This is a genomic window from Clostridium sp. LIBA-8553, assembly GCF_057782465.1.
This window is the reverse complement of the sequence record NZ_CM173489.1, coordinates 3,350,195-3,367,885: the sequence shown is the minus strand read 5'-3', so window position 1 is coordinate 3,367,885 and position 17,691 is coordinate 3,350,195. Positions and strand designations below refer to the sequence as shown.

Below are 17,691 nucleotides of genomic sequence, written 5' to 3'. Positions count from 1 at the left end.
TTTTATAAATTAAGCTGTATCCTACAAGGATGCAGCTTTTTGTTTTTTATTTAAAATATTAAAGATTATATGCTTTTATAGAACTTTTAGGTAATCCTTATTTGAGCTATTAAGTTTAATCATAAGATTGAAGGAGATGTCAAATATGAGATTTACGGAAAAATTATTAAAAGAGGCAATGCCTATATGGGACAAGTATTTAGAGCACCCATTTATAAAAGAAATTGGGGAAGGTACTCTTAATAAAAACAAGTTCAAAGAGTATTTAGTCCAAGACTATCTTTACTTAAAGGAGTATGCTAAGGTCTTTTGTGTTGGTGTAGTTAAGGCTAGAACTATGGAAGATATGAGATTTTTCTATAGTTCTACAAAAGGAACAATGGAGGATGAAACAGCAGTACATATAGAATACTTAAAAGATTTTGGAATATCAGAAATAGAGGCTGAAAAAAGAGAATATAAAGGCACCACTATAAGTTATACAAGCTATATGAAAGGAATAGCTCTAACAGGTGAGTTAGATGAAATAGCCATAGTAACATTACCATGTACTTGGAGCTATAGCTACATAGGGAAACATATAGCTAAGAAATATGTTAATAAACTAGAAGGAAACTTTTTTAAACCTTGGATTGATGAATATGCTTCAGATGGATTCACTGAGTTTACTGATAAATGGATAGAATATGTAGATAAAATTTGTTCAAATTTATCCGAAGAAAAGGAAAAGAGACTGATAGATATATTTAAAAGAGCAAGTTTATATGAACTTGATTTTTGGAATATGGCATATGAAGAAGGTGAATAATAATATTAGAAAATTAATAAAAAATAATTAAAATTAATAGAGGGTTGTATCAAATTTAAAATAATAAAAATTATAAATTCTTAGTGGAATTCAGTAATTCTCAGAATAGGTTTATAAGTTTTTATTTTAAGTTATTTTTGATACAATCCTTATTTTATTTTTGGAAGAAGTTTAACTTTATATTATAATGAAAATAAGATTTGTTTTGAAAAGGATGGATAACTGATGAATTTAATAACTCTTGAAAATATAAGTAAGAGCTATTCAGAGAAAATTTTAGCTAATAATATATCTTTAGGAATAAATGAAGGTGAGAAGATTGGACTTATAGGAGTTAACGGAACAGGAAAATCTTCTTTCTTAAAAATAGTTGCAGGAGTTGAAGAACCGGATGAAGGAACAGTAACAAAAGGTAATAGAGTAAGAATAGAATATCTTGCTCAAACACCAGACTATGATGATAATGCTACTGTTTTAGAGCAAGTTTTCAAAGGAAACTCTGATGAAATGAGAATTCTAAGAGAGTATGAAGAGTTACTTGAGAAAATGAATAAGGGCGAAGTTAAAGATAGTGATTCTGAAAGATTAATAAAGCTTCAAGGAAAAATAGATGCTTTAAATCTTTGGGATATGGAAAGTGAAGCAAAGAATGTTTTAACTAAGCTTGGAATAACTAATTTTGAAGAAAAAGTAGGAAATCTTTCTGGAGGACAAAAGAAGAGAATAATGCTAGCAGCTGCCTTAATAACTCCTTGTGAATTATTAATACTAGATGAGCCTACTAACCATTTAGATAATGAAACTATAAGTTGGTTAGAAGATTACTTAAATGCTAGGAAAGGTGCTCTTTTAATGATTACTCATGATAGATACTTCCTAGATAGAGTAACTAATAGAATATTAGAATTAGATAGAGGTAGATTATTTAGCTATGATGGAAACTATTCTGTTTTCCTAGAAAAGAAGATGGAGAGAATAGCTATAGAAAAAGCAAGTGAGGAAAAAAGACAAAACCTTATGAGAAAGGAACTAGCTTGGGTAAGAAGAGGTGCAAAGGCTAGAACTACTAAACAAAAAGCTAGACTTCAAAGATTTGATGAATTAGTAAATCAAGAAGGCTTTATTGAAAATGAGAATATAGAAATCTCTGTTATGGGAACAAGATTAGGAAAGAAGATAATAGAGATAGAGCACCTAAATAAAAGTTTTGGTAATAAAAAGATAGTTGATGATTTTAACTACATAGTGCTAAGAAGTGATAGAATTGGTATTGTAGGACCTAATGGAATTGGAAAATCAACGCTTATGGGAATGATTGAAGGAAAGATAGCACCAGATAGTGGAGAAATAATAAAAGGTGAAACAGTAAAAATAGCTTGTTTCTCACAAGAGGATACACATATGCATCCGGAAATGAGAGCTATAGATTACATAAAAGAGGCAGGAGAGTATTTACAAACTGCTACAGGTGAAAGAATAACAGCATCACAAATGTGTGAAAAATTCTTATTTGATGGGACACTTCAATGGACAATGATAGGTATGTTATCTGGTGGCGAAAGAAGAAGACTTCATCTTTTAAGAGTTTTAATGGAAGCTCCTAATGTTCTTCTTCTAGATGAGCCTACAAATGATTTAGATATTGAGACTCTAAATAGACTAGAGGATTATTTAGATGATTTTGGTGGAGTTGTTATTACTGTATCTCATGATAGATATTTCTTAGATAGAATTTGTAACAAGATATTCTCTTATGAAGGAGACGGAAAAATAGATATTTATACTGGAAACTATGGGGATTATCTTCTAAGCAAAGAGGCAGAAGCTGTTGAAAGCAAAGAAAAAGAAGTAGCTGTGGATAAAAATAAAAAAGAGTCACCTGTGGATAAAAATAAAAACAAAGGTAAGGTGCTAAAATTCTCATTTAAGGAGCAAAGAGAATTTGAAACTATAGATGAAGATATAATGACTCTTGAAGAAAAAATAGAGGACTTAGATACTCTAATGACAAAACATGCATCAGAGTATGGTAGACTTCAAGAACTAATGGAAGAAAAGGCAAAGGTTGAAGAGGCGTTAGCTTTTAAGTATGAGAGATGGGAATATCTTAATGAGTTAGCTGCACAAATAGAGGAAAACAAAAAGAATAAATAGTTCATTATTTAGGTAAATAAATTAAATTTATATAAATTTGTAGAATTTCTAAAGATTCGATTATATACTAAACTAAAGTGAGAATATACTTAATACTAATATATTGAGTTTGAGGAACAAGAGTTGGTAAAAAGGGGAGCGCTTATGCAAAAGTATTGTAAAAATTCAAATAATATAAATGTTTTATTAGATCATGAAAGTGGAAGAGGATTTAAAGTTACTTTTCCTATTAATGAAGAGGGCGAAAGTAATATATTAGTTATTACTAGAGCACCTAAATCACATAACATTGAAGATTTAAAAAAAGAATTAAATAGAGCTATAAAATATTTAATTAACAATGAGGATGAACTTGGAATAATAAAAGAAGTTAACTTTGTATTCCTATTTCCTGTTATTGAGTATAGCAAAGATGTTCTAGAAGAAGTTTATAATACCAAAGGCGAGCTATTCCTATGCGGAAATGATGGATTTATTGAGAATGGAGAGTACTTAAAAAATGACTTAATTATATTTGAAAGTTTAATAAATAGTACGCATATAATATTTGCTTGGGGAGAGCCAACGTCTAAAGATATTAGAAAAGTATATGAAAGTAGATTACATTATCTTTTAAAAGGATTTAAGGTGGTTAAAAATAACTGCTTTGATTTAAAGAAATTTTATTTTGTAGGAACACTTACAAATCAAGGATATCCTAGACATTACAGTAGTTGGTCAAAGAATTTACCATTAAATGAATTTGAAATTTAAATTAAAAAAGTACGAGCAGTAAAGTATTGCTTGTACTTTTATTGTTTAATGAAAACCACTCGCTATGCGAGTGTGTTCAGAAGAGGTTTAGCGATGTAAGAAAAAACCTCCTTTTGTTAAAATGAAAATAGGTTCGCAGCCAATTTTCGTAACAAAAGGAGGTTTTTAAATGGATACAAACAGTTTAGCACATACAAAATGGAATTGTAAATATCATATAGTTTTTGCACCGAAATACAGAAGGAAAGAAATATATGGAGAGAAAAAACAAGAAATAGGTAAGATATTAAGGCAGCTTTGCGAATGGAAAGGAGTTAGGATAGTCGAAGCGCACGCTTGCGTAGACCACATACACATGCTTGTCGAAATACCACCTAAAATGAGTGTTTCAAGTTTTGTTGGGTTTCTAAAAGGTAAAAGTAGTCTTATGATTTTTGAGAAATTTGCAAATTTAAAATATAAATATGGAAATAGACATTTCTGGTGTAGGGGATTTTACGTTGATACTGTCGGGAAAAATAAGAAGGCAATTGAAGACTATATAAGAAATCAAGAACAAGAAGATATGATAGCAGATCAAATAAGTTTAAAAGAATATATGGACCCTTTTAAGGGTAGCAAGTAAAGAAGTATGCGGCTGGCGGACTAATTTAAGCGTCTTAAGACGCAACGCTATGCCCTTATAGGGCTAAGGAAATACCACCAGCTAAGCTGGTGGATTTTTATTTTATTAAAAATAAATATATTTTAAAATAAAAAAGAGTACCAAATGGTACTCTTTTAGGGAGATACAAAATTAAAACAGTAAATAAGTTTTGCTTAAAAGAATTATTGGTTGTCTTCAATTAATTCTTCAATTTTGTCTCTACATCTACAACCTCTACAAGAACCTTTTGTTGCACCAGTTTTTTCAGCTACTGCTTCAACTGTGTGTGCACCATTTTTGATAGCTTCTTTTATCTTTGCTCTTGAGATTGCTCTGCAGATACAAACTTTAGTCATTTTATCAATTACTTGTTGATTTAAATTATTGTTATCAGTCATACTATTTTTCCTCCTAATACATCAAAGTAAAACAGCACGATTAACAAAAGGGAATGGAATGTATTTGATGATTTAATTATAAGTTAGTTGATAAGAAAAGTCAACATTAAATAATAAAAATTATTAATTAATTTTTGTTATTTAACATATAAGTTAATGCTTATGACTATTAGGTTGTACAAAAATAGATTTTTTATTAAAAAATGAATTAAATAAATAATTAAAGCTTTCAAATATATGGATTTGTTTCGTTGACTTTTTAAAAGTGCTATTATATAATTTTTTTAAAGACTGTGAACAGGGCAAGTACTTATATAAAACCTTATACAGAGAGTAGTTGGTTGGTGCGAAACTATAGGAATATTTAAGGAAAATCACCTGGGAGTTGGAGACTGAAAGGAAGAAATTCTTATTAAGTTATCCCGTGTATCTACGTTACAGGATGCGAGCATGATAAGTGCTTTTAATTACCTATCATAAACATTAAAATTTTTAATATTTATAATTGAATTATATAGATAGGTTTGAACTTTAGGTGGTATAGCGAATATAACTTCGTCCTTTTAGGATGGAGTTTTTTTATTTTTCACTAAGTTTTGTCTAGATAAGCAATTATAAGTAAATAATTAAAATATTAAATAAGAGAAGGAAAGGAGTTTCAATATGTACAAAAAAGTTGAATTACCTAAGGGTTTTGTAGGCGTAGAAAAAGAAGTTGCAAACCTTTGGAAAGAAAAAGATGTAATACAAAAAAACTTCGATATGAACCAAGATGGTGAATATTTCACATTCTATGATGGTCCTCCAACAGCTAATGGTAAGCCACACGTAGGACACGTTTTAACAAGAGTTATGAAAGATATAATCCCAAGATACAAAGTTATGAAGGGTTATAAAGTTATAAGAAAGGCTGGTTGGGATACTCATGGACTTCCAGTTGAGCTTGAAATAGAGAAGAAGTTAGGAATATCAGGTAAACCTCAAATAGAGGATTACGGTGTTGAAAAATTCGTAACTGAATGTAAGGATAGTGTTTTCACATATGTTAGCATGTGGGAAAAGATGACTGAGCAAATAGGTTATTGGGTAGATATGGAGCATCCATATGTTACTTATCATAATCCATACATAGAATCAGTATGGTGGGCTTTAAAGCAAATGTGGGATAAAAAACTTTTATACAAAGGTTATAAAACAATGCCTTACTGCCCAAGATGTGGAACAAGTTTATCATCACATGAAGTTTCACAAGGATACAAGGATGTTAAGGACTTAACTGCTGTAGCTAAGTTTAAAGTTAAAGGAGAAGACAATAAATACTTCTTAGCTTGGACAACAACTCCTTGGACTTTACCTTCAAACGTTGCTTTATGTGTAAATAAAGCTTATGACTATGTAGAAGCGAAACAAGCTGAAGGAGATGAAATCTTCATCTTAGCTAAAGATTTAGCACCTAAGGTTTTAGGAGAAGGCTTTGAAATAGTTAGAGAATTTAAAGGTGAAGAACTACTAGGAATGGAATATGAGCAATTATTACCATTCGTAACTCCAACTGAAGGAAAAGCTTTCGTAGTTGTTCATGGTGACTACGTAACTTTATCAGATGGTACTGGTATAGTTCATATAGCTCCTGCTTATGGTGAGGACGATAACCTAATAGGAAAGCAAAATGGATTAGCATTCTTAAACTTAGTTGACTTAAGTGGTAACTTTGTAGAAGAAGTAACTCCATGGGCTGGAAAATTCGTTAAGAAATGTGACCAACAAATAGTTGATTACTTAAAAGAACAAAATAAATTATTTAAAGCTGAAAGACATACTCACTCATATCCACATTGTTGGAGATGTGACACACCACTTCTTTACTATCCAAAAGAAAGCTGGTTTGTTGCAATGACAACTTTAAGAGACAAACTTTTAGCTAACAACGAAAAAATAAATTGGTACCCAGATAATATTAAGAACGGTAGATTTGGTAAGTTCTTAGAGAATGTTATAGACTGGGGTATCTCAAGAGATAGATACTGGGGAACTCCACTTCCAATATGGGAATGTGAATGCGGACATAGAGAGTGTATAGGAAGTATTGAAGAATTAAAAACTAAAGGAATAAATGTTCCAGAAGATATAGAACTTCATAAACCATACATTGATAAAGTTCATTTAAACTGTCCTCATTGTAATAAAGAGATGAAGAGAACAGCTGAAGTTATAGACTGTTGGTTTGATTCAGGATCAATGCCATTTGCTCAACATCACTATCCATTTGAGAACAAAGAATTATTTGAAGCTAACTACCCAGCTCAATTTATATCAGAAGCTGTTGACCAAACAAGAGGATGGTTCTATACATTATTAGCAATATCAACTGCTATATTTGATAGAAATCCATTTGAGAACTGTATAGTTTTAGGTCACGTTCTTGATAAGAAGGGCTTAAAGATGTCAAAATCTAAGGGTAACGTAGTTGATCCATTTGAAGTACTTGATTCACAAGGTGCTGATGCTACAAGATGGCATTTCTACACTGCAAGTGCTCCATGGTTACCAACTAGATTCTCAATAGAAGATGTTGCTGAAACTCAAAGAAAGTTCTTAAGTACATTATGGAATGTTTACTCATTCTACGTTCTATATGCAGAGTTAGATAAATTCAATCCATTAGAGTACAAAGATTTTGTATCAGATAACGTAATGGATAAGTGGATAATGTCAAAACTTAATACTTTAGTTAAAAATGTAGATAATCACTTAGATAACTATAGAATAACTCAAGCTGCTTTAGAAATAGAAGATTTCACAGATGAATTATCAAACTGGTATGTAAGAAGAAACAGAGCTAGATACTGGTCAGAAGAATTAACTGATGACAAGATCGGTGCATACACTACTTTATACAGAGTTTTAGTAACTTTATGTAAAGTTGCTGCTCCATTTGTACCATTCATAACTGAAGAAATCTATCAAAACTTAGTAGTTAACTTAGATGAAAATGCTTTAGAAAGTATTCATTTAGGAGCATGGCCAGAAGTTGATGAAAATGCTATAGATGAGAAGTTAGAAGAAAAAATGGATTTAGCTTATAAAATAGTTAAGCTTGGAAGAAGTGCAAGAAATGCTGCAAACATCAAGAACAGACAGCCACTTTCAAAAATGCTTCTTTCAACTACAGAGCTTCCTGAGTATTATGGAGACATAATCAAAGATGAGTTAAACATTAAGGAAGTAGAATTAGGTGCTGATCTTTCTAAGTATGTTAACTTCGAAATCAAGCCTAACCTACCTGTTTTAGGAAGAGCTTATGGTAAGTTAATACCAGCTATAAGAAAAGAAATAGCTTCAAGAAACCAAATGGAATTAGCTCAAAAAATCCAAAATGGTGGAACAGAAGTTATCAATATAGATGGAAATGAAATAGAGTTAAATGCAGAAAGCTTACTTGTAACAATGCAAGGATTAGAAGGATTCGCATTTGCTGGAGAAGGCTCAGTAGGAGTTGTATTAGATACAACTATAACTGATGAGTTAAGAGAAGAAGGTCATGTAAGAGAAATCATATCAAAAATCCAAAACATGAGAAAAGAAAGTGGATTTGAGGTTGCTGATAAGATAACTCTTTATGTAGCTGATAATGATATGCTTTTAGATGTAATCAAGAAGTTTGAAGATGTTATAAAGAAAGAAACTTTAACTGAAGAAGTTGTTTATAATGGAGAAGCTGATTACTCAGAAGCTAAGATAAATGGTGAAATCTTAAAAATGGCTGTTGCTAAAAGAGCATAGAAAATAAAAAAAGAGAGCAATTATGCTCTCTTTTTTTATTTAGCCATTTTGAAGGATTAGATAGAAACCAATCTTTACCTAAAACATAGACTTTTATTTTAACTATTTAGTCCAAAGTTCCTCAGGACCTTCATTAACTAGTTTTGAAAATCCGCCCATCATATTATAAAGTTCTGAAAATCCATTATCCTCTAAAATTTCACAGGCTTGCATACTTCTAGAACCTCTTCTACAGTAAACAAGTATTGGTGAATCTTCATATCCATCAAGTTCGTCTAAAGAAAATAATAATCTACCTAAAGGAATAAGCTTTGCATTTTTTATGTACCCATCTTCTTTATATTCTTCCTCAGTTCTTACATCTAAAATTAATAATTCCTTATTTTCATTTATTAACTTTATTGACTCTTTTATATCTATATCTTTATACATTAAAGTTTCCTCCTATAATTATACCTTAGTAATTATAAATTTTTAAAAGTATGGTTAATATATCAATAGTAATATATTTGATTATACAACATAATTTAATGATTGTAGAAAATTTATATGATACAATAATTTTTACATTGAATTAATAATTGAATTTTATTACAATTATTAATAAGAAAACGTTTTTGAGTTTAAAAAGTTAAGAGGAATTTAAGTAAATTACACAAATATACACAAATTCCTTGTATAAATGTAAAGTTATCATTATAATATTGAAGTACTAAGATAATAGATAGGTAATAAGTTAGAGTATAGGAGTTGAGTTAGATGGCTGCTTCAATTAAAGACGTTGCTAGAGAAGCCGGAGTATCAATAGCAACAGTTTCAAGAGTATTAAATGACATAGACGTTGTAAACGAAGAAACTAAGAAAAAAGTTTTAGAAGCTATAAAAAAATTAGGATATAGACCTAATATAGTTGCAAGAAGTTTAAAAACACATAGAACAAGAACTGTAGGTATATTAGTACCTGATATATCAAACCAAATATATCCTGAGATAGTTAGAGGGGCTGAGGATGTAGCTAACATATATAAATATAATGTTATGTTATGTAATTCAGACTTAGATTTAGAAAAAGAAAAGGAATACTTAAGAGTTCTTAAGGAAAAAATGGTTGATGGTGTTCTTTACATGAGTTCATCATTAGGAGAAGAAACTTTAAATTTAATAAATGAATTAGATTTAAAAACAGTTTTAGTTGAGAACGATGAACAAAATGGTAAATTCCCAAGTGTAACTATAGACAATGAAAAGGCTACATATGAAGCTACTAAGCATTTAATTGATAAAGACATGAAAAATATAGCTTTCATAGGTGTTGAAGGCGATTTAAACAATGCTTGGGGTAAAAGATTCAAAGGATATAAGGCTGCAATAGAGGAAGCTGGAATAGAATTCAAAGAGGAATTAACTTACTTTAAAAACTTAAAAGTTAAGACTGGATATGATGCTATTGTAGCAATGCTTGAAAATGGTCAAAAAATAGAAGGAGTAATTTGTGCTTCTGATGAAATAGCTATGGGTGCTATAAATGCTTTAAGAGATAAAGGAATAAAAGTTCCTGAAGAAGTTAGTGTTATAGGATTTAATGACATAGATTTAGCACATGTATTTTATCCAAAATTAACTACTGTATCACAACCTATGTATGACATGGGATCAATAGCTATGAGAATGTTAATAAAAATAATAAACAACAAGCCTTTAGATCAAGATCATTTTGTATTAGATCATCATTTAATAGAGAGAGATAGTTGTAAGTAATAAATGCATAAAAAATGCATAATCATTAGGTAACATAAGATTAAGTTATGTTACCTTTTTTTATGTGAAAATTTAATTGGGTATTGGGAGGAATTTATATGAGAAATAAAAGGAGCTTGATAATATTATTTTTAATAGTTTTCTCGTTAGTAGGAATATATTTTGGAAAAAACTATATTGAAAAAAAGAAACAAACAAATGATTTGGGAATCAATGTAATTAGCAACTTGGAAAATGCAAAAAGTGGAGTGCCAACTATAATAATGTTTAAAACAGATACTTGTCCATATTGTGTTGAAATGCAAAAAGAATTAAGTACTGTTTCAAAAGAAAGAGAAGGAAAATTTAATATTTATTATGCTAGATTAGAGGAAGATAAGAATATTGATTTAGCATATAAATATGGAGCTAATGTAGTTCCAACTACAGTGTTTTTGGATAAAGATGGAAAAGAATTCTATACTCATCAAGGGCTTATGAGAGCTGATAGTATAGAAACCATTCTAAATTCTTTGGGGGTTAAATAGAATTATGGAGTTTTTATCATATTTTAATAGTGTGGTTTCAGATAATATTTTTTTAGCCTTAATACTATCACTCTTTGCAGGTATTGTGGCTTCCTTTAGTCCATGTACTCTTTCTTCTATTCCACTTCTAATAGGGTATGTTCAAGGTAGTGGAGTAAAAGATAATAAGAAAGCATTTAAGTATTCTATAATATTTTCAATTGGCTTAGGATTAACTTTCACGGTAATAGGAGTAATTACAGCTGTAATAGGAAAAGTCTTTTTAGGAGCAGGAAAGTTATGGTATATAGTATTAGCCTTTATTATGATAGCAGCTGGCTTACAAGTTCTTGATGTAATAAATTTATTTGGGGATAAAAAAGATTCTTGTAAAATACCTAAAAAAAGAGAGGGAATTTTAGAGGTATTTTTCTTAGGAATATTAAGTGGAGTATTGGCCTCACCTTGTGCAACACCTATAATGGCTGCAATAATAGCTTTTATAGCAGCTAGTGGTAATTTAGGTTTAGGAATACTAATGCTTCTTATGTATTCATTAGGACATAGTGTTTTAATAATACTTGCAGGAACATCATTTGGTTTTGTTGAAAAAATAGCTTATTCAGAAAAGGGACAAAAAACAGGAAAGATATTAAAAAATATTTTAGGTGTAATAATAATATTGGTAGGTTTTTATTTGTTCTATTTAGGCATATAATAAATATGTAAATCAAATATATAGATAAGTAGCGGTTTAAAGTTAAAAGGCTATATAAAAATCTAGTTTATAAATCTATAAATATTTAGAATTTGTAGATTAAAATAGTTAGATTTCATATATAGCTTTTTTTATTTAAAAAATTTTACTGACGAAAAATTTTAAATTAATGTATAATAGATTAGTTAGTATATATTTAAGAAATATGGATTAAAGGAGGAGAGGCTTATGAAAGATCAAAAATTACTAGGGGAAGAATCAGAAATTAAGCTTTTAATTAAGTATTCAGTGCCAGCTATCATAGGTATGCTTGTAAATGCACTTTATAATATTGTTGATAGAATGTTTATTGGACATATACCTGGTGTTGGTTCTATGGCTATTACTGGTGTTGGAGTAACAATGCCAATTATGTCTATATTACTTGGTTTTGGAATGCTTGTAGGGATAGGTGCTACTGCAAACATATCTATAAAATTTGGACAAAATAATAGAAAAGATGCAGAAAAGATTTTAGGTAATTCTGTAGTCTTAATAACTATAATATCTTTAGTTTTAACTGTTATAGGAATTGGTTTTGCAAATAATATTTTACATTTATTTGGAGCTAGTGATGCTACGATGTTATATGCAAAAGAATATATAAATATAATACTTTTAGGAACTATATTTAATTTAATGTCATTCTCTTTAAGTAGTACAATGAGAGCTGATGGTAATCCAAAGATGTCAGCAGCTATAATGGTGCTTGGATGTGTTATAAATGTAATTTTAGATGCAGTATTTATATTTGTATTTAATTTAGGAATAAAAGGAGCTGCATTGGCAACTGTAATATCTCAAATAGTTAGCACATTAATAGCGCTTTATTATTACACATTAGGAGGATCAAATTTAAAATTAAAATTTGAGACGCTTAAATTAGATTGGAGATTAGTAAAAATAATTTTAGCTATTGGAATAGCTCCATTTTCAATGCAAATTGCTGCAAGTGCAGTACAAGTAATAGCTAATAATGCTTTAAAAACATATGGTGGAGATTTAGCAATCGGAGCGATGGCAGCAATATCATCAATATCAATGATATTCTTAATGCCTATATTCGGTATTAATCAGGGATCACAGCCTATTATTGGATATAACTATGGGGCTAAAAAGTATGAGAGAGCTCAGAAAACAGTTAAGTTAGCAATGATTGCAGCCACAGTAATACTTGTTATTGGAGGAATATTCATTCAAGCATTACCATCTGTTGCAATAAGTATGTTTAACGCTGATCCTAAGCTTTTAGAAATAGGGGTTCCAGGTTTAAGAATATATTTATTCATGATGCCTATAATAGGAATATCTATAATTGGATCTAACTACTTCCAATCAATAGGTAAAGCGAAGTTAGCTACATTCTTAAGTTTATTAAGACAAGTTATACTTTTAATTCCTTTAACTTTAATATTACCTAAGGTTGCAGGATTAGGATTAATAGGAGTTTGGTTAGCTGGTCCAGTGTCAGATTTCTTATCAACAATAATAACTGGAATATTCATAGTTAAAGAATTTAAAAAAGAATATATTATAGAAGATGAAGAAAAAGCGATTTAAAAAAAGCTGAGTTTAGAATTTCTAAACTCAGCTTTTCTATTTATATAATACCTTCATCTTTTAATAAATCTTCTAGTTTTTTTACTTTTTCTGTTAGGGTAACGAATTTTTGCTTTATATCATCTTTTGATAAGTTAGTTGAATCTAATTGGATTTCTAACTCTTCAACAGTCTTTAAAACTTCATCTATATCTTGTTGAGCTAATTCTAAATTTTTTTCGTTCATATAAAAATTCTCCTTTGAAGTAAATTCGTTCTTTGTAGTTTTATGGTAACACTACTATTCTAACTATGCAAGGCATATATTATACAGAAATTACTTATGATTCAGGAGGAGAAATGATTAATTATATATGGTTTGCAATTATAGCCTCAGGTTTGATTTTTAGCATAATGACAGGCCAGGGAGAGTTGATTACAAAAGGCTTAACGGAGTCTTCAGATGGGGCAGTGAAGTTTATAATTTCTTTAGTGGGTATTATGTGTTTTTGGTGTGGTGTTATGAAGATAGCAGAGAAAAGTGGATTAACATCTAAATTAGCAAAGTTATTAAATCCTATATTAAGAAAACTATTTAAGGAAAGTTCTCATAGTGATGAAGCTATGGGTGCTATAGTTATGAATTTGACAGCAAATATGTTTGGATTATCAAATGCGGCAACTCCACTTGGTATAAAAGCAATGACAGAATTAAACAAGATAAATAAAGAAGCTGATGGAAAGGCATCAAATGATATGGCATTATTTTTAGTTATAAATGCAGCATGTATTCAGTTAATACCTTCCACAGTCATTTCTATAAGAGCAGCAGCTGGATCAAGTGAGCCTGCAAGTATATTAATTCCAGCAATAATATGTACTTTCACTGCATGCTGCGTAGGCATTATATGCTGTAAAATATTACAACGATATTTTTAGGAGGGATAGTTTTGTTTACGAGTAACATAATTCCAATAGTATTTCTTTTAATCATAGTATATGGAATGTTTAAAGGAAGAAAAGTTTATGAGTGGTTTTTAGAAGGTGCAAAAGAAGGAGTAATGGTTTGTTTTAAAATTTTCCCGGCTTTATTAGCTATGATGATTGCTATAAGAATATTTAAGGATGCTAATTTACTTAATTTATTAAATGATCTTATGGAGCCTGTTGTTTCGTTAATTGGGCTACCTAAAGAGGTTGTTCCTTTGGTGTTAATTAAACCTTTATCAGGAAGTGGAGCGTTAGGAGTATATACAGAATTAATAAATACAGTGGGACCAGATACAAGAGCAGGATTAATTTCTTCTGTAATAATGGGAGGAACTGAAACTATATTCTATACTATAACAGTTTATTTTGGAGCTGTTGGGATAAAGAAAATAAGACATACTTATTGGGCTGCTTTAATGGCTGACATAACAGCTATTATAATGGCGGTATTAATTGTAAGTATGTTTTTTGGATTTTGATTGAATAAAATAATTAAAATATAGCAATATAATATTATGAAATAAGAAGAACAAAAGATAATTTAATTTAAATATGAAAGCACCACAGAAATAATCCAAAAAAATACAGAAATCGTTTAACTAAAATGTAAATATTTAAAGTTGATAAAAAAATCACAAAATAGTTAAAAAAATAACGAATTTTTGTCGATAAAATGTAAGAAATGTAAAAAAAAGTCTGGATTTTAATTTTGAAAGGTGATATTATAATCTCGTAAGGTTGATAAAGAACTTTGCGAAGAAGCATGAAAAGCTTATAAATGAAAAAAATTACAAAATATAATGAAAAAATATCACTAAATGGAATATTATTAAAGTTAAAAACTTAACTAAAACGCTTTTAATTAATTTTTACATATATTATGAAAAAACAGAAACTAATCTATAATGAGGTGGGTATCATGAAAGTAACAAATGTAGATGAATTAATGCTTAGATTAGAGAAAGTAAGAGCAGCTCAAAAAGAGTTCGCTAAATTTTCTCAAGAGCAAGTAGATGAAATCTTTAGACAAGCAGCTGTAGCAGCTAACAATGAAAGAATAAGATTAGCTAAAATGGCAGTTGAAGAATCAGGAATGGGAATCGTTGAAGATAAAGTTATAAAAAACCATTTCGCAGCAGAATACATATATAACAAATATAAAGATGATAAAACTTGTGGAGTTATAGAAAAAGATGAATCATTTGGTATCACTAAAATAGCTGAGCCAATAGGAGTTGTAGCAGCAATCGTTCCTACTACAAACCCAACATCAACAGCAATATTCAAATCTTTAATATCATTAAAGACTAGAAACGCTGTATTCTTCTCACCACATCCAAGAGCTAAAAACTCAACAATAGCAGCAGCTAAAGTTGTTTTAGACGCAGCAGTTAAAGCTGGAGCTCCTAAAGATATAATCGGATGGATAGATGAACCATCAGTTGAAATGTCACAAGTATTAATGTCAGAAGCTGACATCATATTAGCTACTGGTGGTCCAGGAATGGTTAAGGCAGCTTACTCATCAGGAAAACCAGCTATCGGAGTTGGAGCAGGTAACACACCAGCAATCATTGATGAAACAGCTCACTTAAAAATGGCTGTAAACTCAATATTATTATCAAAAACTTTCGATAACGGAGTTATCTGTGCATCAGAGCAAACTGTGTTAGTTGTTGATAAAGTTTATGATGAAGTAAGAAAAGAGTTTGCTGATAGAGGAGCTTACTTCTTAAAAGATAAAGAAATAGATAAAGTAAGAAAAACAATTTTAATAAATGGTAACTTAAATGCTAACATAGTTGGTCAATCAGCATGGAAAATAGCTGACATGGCTGGTGTTAAAGTTCCAAAAGATACTAAAGTTTTAATAGGTGAAGTTGAATCAGTTGAATTAGAAGAGCCATTCTCACACGAGAAATTATCACCAGTATTAGGAATGTACAGAGTTGCTAACTTCGAAGAAGCTTTAGTTAAAGCTGAAAGATTAGTTGAACTTGGTGGATTTGGTCATACTTCAGTTTTATATACTGATACAATGAAATCACAAGATAGAATCGAAAAATTCGGTGCAACTATGAAAACTGGTAGAACAATAATCAACATGCCATCAACTCAAGGAGCTATCGGAGACATATACAACTTTAAGCTAGCACCATCATTAACATTAGGTTGCGGATCATGGGGTGGAAACTCAGTTTCAGAAAACGTTGGTCCTAAGCACTTATTAAACATTAAGAGTGTAGCTGAAAGGAGAGAAAATATGCTTTGGTTCAGAGTTCCAGAAAAAGTTTACTTCAAATATGGTGCTTTAGGAGTTGCTCTTAGAGAATTAAAAGATTTAAACAAGAAAAAAGTATTTATAGTAACAGACAACGTACTAGCTAGCCTAGGATATGTTGATAAAATAACAAATGTTTTAGAAGAAATAGGTGTAGATTTCAGAGTATTCTCAGAAGTTACTCCAGACCCAACTTTAGCATGTGCTAAAAAAGGTGCTGAAGCAATGAGAAGCTACCAACCAGATACAATCATAGCTCTTGGTGGAGGTTCACCAATGGACGCTGCTAAGATCATGTGGGTAATGTATGAGCATCCAGAAGTTGCTTTCGAAGATTTAGCAATGAGATTCATGGATATCAGAAAGAGAGTATACCCATTCCCAACTATGGGTCAAAAAGCTATGATGATCTCAGTTCCAACATCAGCTGGTACTGGTTCAGAAGTAACACCATTCGCAGTTATAACTGACGAAGAATCAGGAGTAAAATATCCATTAGCAGACTACGAATTAACTCCAGATATGGCTATCATAGACGCTGAACTTATGATGAACATGCCAAAAGGATTAACAGCTGCATCAGGTATTGACGCATTAACTCATGCTTTAGAAGCTTACGTTTCAGTTTTAGCATCAGAATACACTAACGGATTAGCTCTAGAAGCTATAAGATTAATATTCAAATACTTACCTCAAGCATACAATGAGGGAACTACAAACATAAAAGCAAGAGAAAAAATGGCTCATGCTTCAACAATGGCTGGTATGGCATTCGCTAACGCATTCTTAGGAGTATGTCACTCAATGGCACACAAATTAGGATCAGAGCACCATATAGCTCATGGAGTTGCTAACGGAATCTTAATAGACCAAGTAATAAGATTCAATGCTGTTGACAACCCAAGAAAACAAGCTGCATTCCCACAATACAAATATCCAAATGCTAAATGGAGATATGCAGTAGTTGCTGACTACTTAGGATTAGGTGGAAAGAACGAAGAAGAAAAAGTTAATAACTTAATCAAAGCTATAGATGAACTTAAGAAGAAAGTTGGAATACCTGCAACAATAGCTGATTGCGGAGTTTCAAAAGAAGCATTCTACGCTACATTAGAAAAAATGAGTGAAGATGCATTCGACGATCAATGTACAGGTGCTAACCCAAGATACCCATTAATCAGTGAAATCAAGCAAATGTACATCAACGCTTTCGAAGGTAAAAAAGATAGAGTTTAATAGCTTTGAAGTAAGATAATAATAAATACTCACTAGTTAATCTAGTGAGTATTTTTTTGATTTAAGTAAAAAATAATAAGAT

General features: G+C 30.4%; 15 protein-coding genes and 1 other annotated feature. Of the genes, 12 read left to right on the top strand and 3 right to left on the bottom strand.

Translation table 11 applies throughout. The features are described 5' to 3' along the window. The first annotated feature begins 145 nt into the window (after positions 1-145). The 4 genes from tenA (at position 146) to tnpA (ending at position 4,340) form a co-directional block, all read left to right on the top strand. Positions 146-808, top strand: coding sequence for a thiaminase II (gene tenA, locus AC2JAQ_RS15325; protein WP_488457144.1), 663 nt, complete (start codon positions 146-148; stop codon positions 806-808). Positions 809-1,033: 225 nt separating this feature from the next. Next, entirely contained in the window at positions 1,034-2,962 is a 1,929-nt protein-coding gene (locus AC2JAQ_RS15320) for an ABC-F family ATP-binding cassette domain-containing protein (RefSeq protein ID WP_488457143.1), read from the top strand. Between the two features lie 144 nt (positions 2,963-3,106). Next, positions 3,107-3,715, top strand: coding sequence for a DUF1643 domain-containing protein (locus AC2JAQ_RS15315; protein WP_488457142.1), 609 nt, complete (start codon positions 3,107-3,109; stop codon positions 3,713-3,715). A 169-nt stretch (positions 3,716-3,884) separates the two neighbouring features. Next, positions 3,885-4,340 carry an IS200/IS605 family transposase gene (gene tnpA, locus AC2JAQ_RS15310; RefSeq protein WP_164791591.1) on the top strand — a complete coding sequence of 152 codons (456 nt, stop codon included), beginning with the start codon at positions 3,885-3,887 and terminating at the stop codon, positions 4,338-4,340. A gap of 203 nt (positions 4,341-4,543) precedes the next feature. Here the strand turns inward: tnpA and AC2JAQ_RS15305 are convergent, their stop codons facing one another. Continuing rightward, the gene (locus AC2JAQ_RS15305) at positions 4,544-4,759 is read right to left on the bottom strand and encodes a (2Fe-2S)-binding protein (RefSeq protein WP_423239581.1); all 216 of its coding nucleotides are present in this window, start codon (positions 4,757-4,759) and stop codon (positions 4,544-4,546) included. Positions 4,760-5,043: 284 nt separating this feature from the next. Continuing rightward, positions 5,044-5,325: a binding site (T-box leader), on the top strand. A 97-nt stretch (positions 5,326-5,422) separates the two neighbouring features. On the opposite strand from AC2JAQ_RS15305, the gene ileS reads away from it, so the two are divergent. After that, positions 5,423-8,542, top strand: a complete 3,120-nt coding sequence (ileS, locus tag AC2JAQ_RS15300) for an isoleucine--tRNA ligase (protein ID WP_488457141.1) — start codon at positions 5,423-5,425, stop codon at positions 8,540-8,542. A 102-nt stretch (positions 8,543-8,644) separates the two neighbouring features. On the opposite strand, the gene AC2JAQ_RS15295 is transcribed toward ileS, so the two are convergent. After that, complete coding sequence (locus tag AC2JAQ_RS15295) at positions 8,645-8,974, bottom strand: rhodanese-like domain-containing protein (protein WP_488457140.1); 330 nt, start codon at positions 8,972-8,974, stop codon at positions 8,645-8,647. Between the two features lie 327 nt (positions 8,975-9,301). On the opposite strand from AC2JAQ_RS15295, the gene AC2JAQ_RS15290 reads away from it, so the two are divergent. The 4 genes from AC2JAQ_RS15290 to AC2JAQ_RS15275 all read left to right on the top strand — a co-directional run bounded on the left by AC2JAQ_RS15290 (position 9,302) and on the right by AC2JAQ_RS15275 (position 13,123). After that, positions 9,302-10,300, top strand: a complete 999-nt coding sequence (locus tag AC2JAQ_RS15290; protein WP_488457139.1) for a LacI family DNA-binding transcriptional regulator — start codon at positions 9,302-9,304, stop codon at positions 10,298-10,300. Positions 10,301-10,398: 98 nt separating this feature from the next. Further along, entirely contained in the window at positions 10,399-10,827 is a 429-nt protein-coding gene (locus AC2JAQ_RS15285) for a thioredoxin fold domain-containing protein (protein ID WP_488457138.1), read from the top strand. A 4-nt stretch (positions 10,828-10,831) separates the two neighbouring features. Beyond that, positions 10,832-11,524: a cytochrome c biogenesis CcdA family protein gene (locus AC2JAQ_RS15280; protein WP_488457137.1), complete on the top strand. Its 693-nt coding sequence runs from the start codon at positions 10,832-10,834 to the stop codon at positions 11,522-11,524. A 228-nt stretch (positions 11,525-11,752) separates the two neighbouring features. Then, a complete protein-coding gene (locus AC2JAQ_RS15275; RefSeq protein WP_488457136.1) occupies positions 11,753-13,123 on the top strand; it encodes an MATE family efflux transporter in 1,371 nt (456 codons plus the stop codon). Between the two features lie 40 nt (positions 13,124-13,163). Here the strand turns inward: AC2JAQ_RS15275 and AC2JAQ_RS15270 are convergent, their stop codons facing one another. Continuing rightward, the gene (locus tag AC2JAQ_RS15270; protein ID WP_488457135.1) at positions 13,164-13,349 is read right to left on the bottom strand and encodes a hypothetical protein; all 186 of its coding nucleotides are present in this window, start codon (positions 13,347-13,349) and stop codon (positions 13,164-13,166) included. A gap of 113 nt (positions 13,350-13,462) precedes the next feature. Between AC2JAQ_RS15270 and AC2JAQ_RS15265 the strand changes: the two genes are divergently transcribed. The 3 genes from AC2JAQ_RS15265 to adhE all read left to right on the top strand — a co-directional run bounded on the left by AC2JAQ_RS15265 (position 13,463) and on the right by adhE (position 17,609). Further along, positions 13,463-14,041: a nucleoside recognition domain-containing protein gene (locus AC2JAQ_RS15265; RefSeq protein ID WP_488457134.1), complete on the top strand. Its 579-nt coding sequence runs from the start codon at positions 13,463-13,465 to the stop codon at positions 14,039-14,041. 11 nt (positions 14,042-14,052) lie between these two features. Next, complete coding sequence (locus AC2JAQ_RS15260) at positions 14,053-14,571, top strand: spore maturation protein (RefSeq protein WP_488457133.1); 519 nt, start codon at positions 14,053-14,055, stop codon at positions 14,569-14,571. Between the two features lie 440 nt (positions 14,572-15,011). Then, positions 15,012-17,609 carry a bifunctional acetaldehyde-CoA/alcohol dehydrogenase gene (gene adhE / locus AC2JAQ_RS15255; protein WP_488457132.1) on the top strand — a complete coding sequence of 866 codons (2,598 nt, stop codon included), beginning with the start codon at positions 15,012-15,014 and terminating at the stop codon, positions 17,607-17,609. The last annotated feature ends 82 nt before the right edge of the window (positions 17,610-17,691 follow it).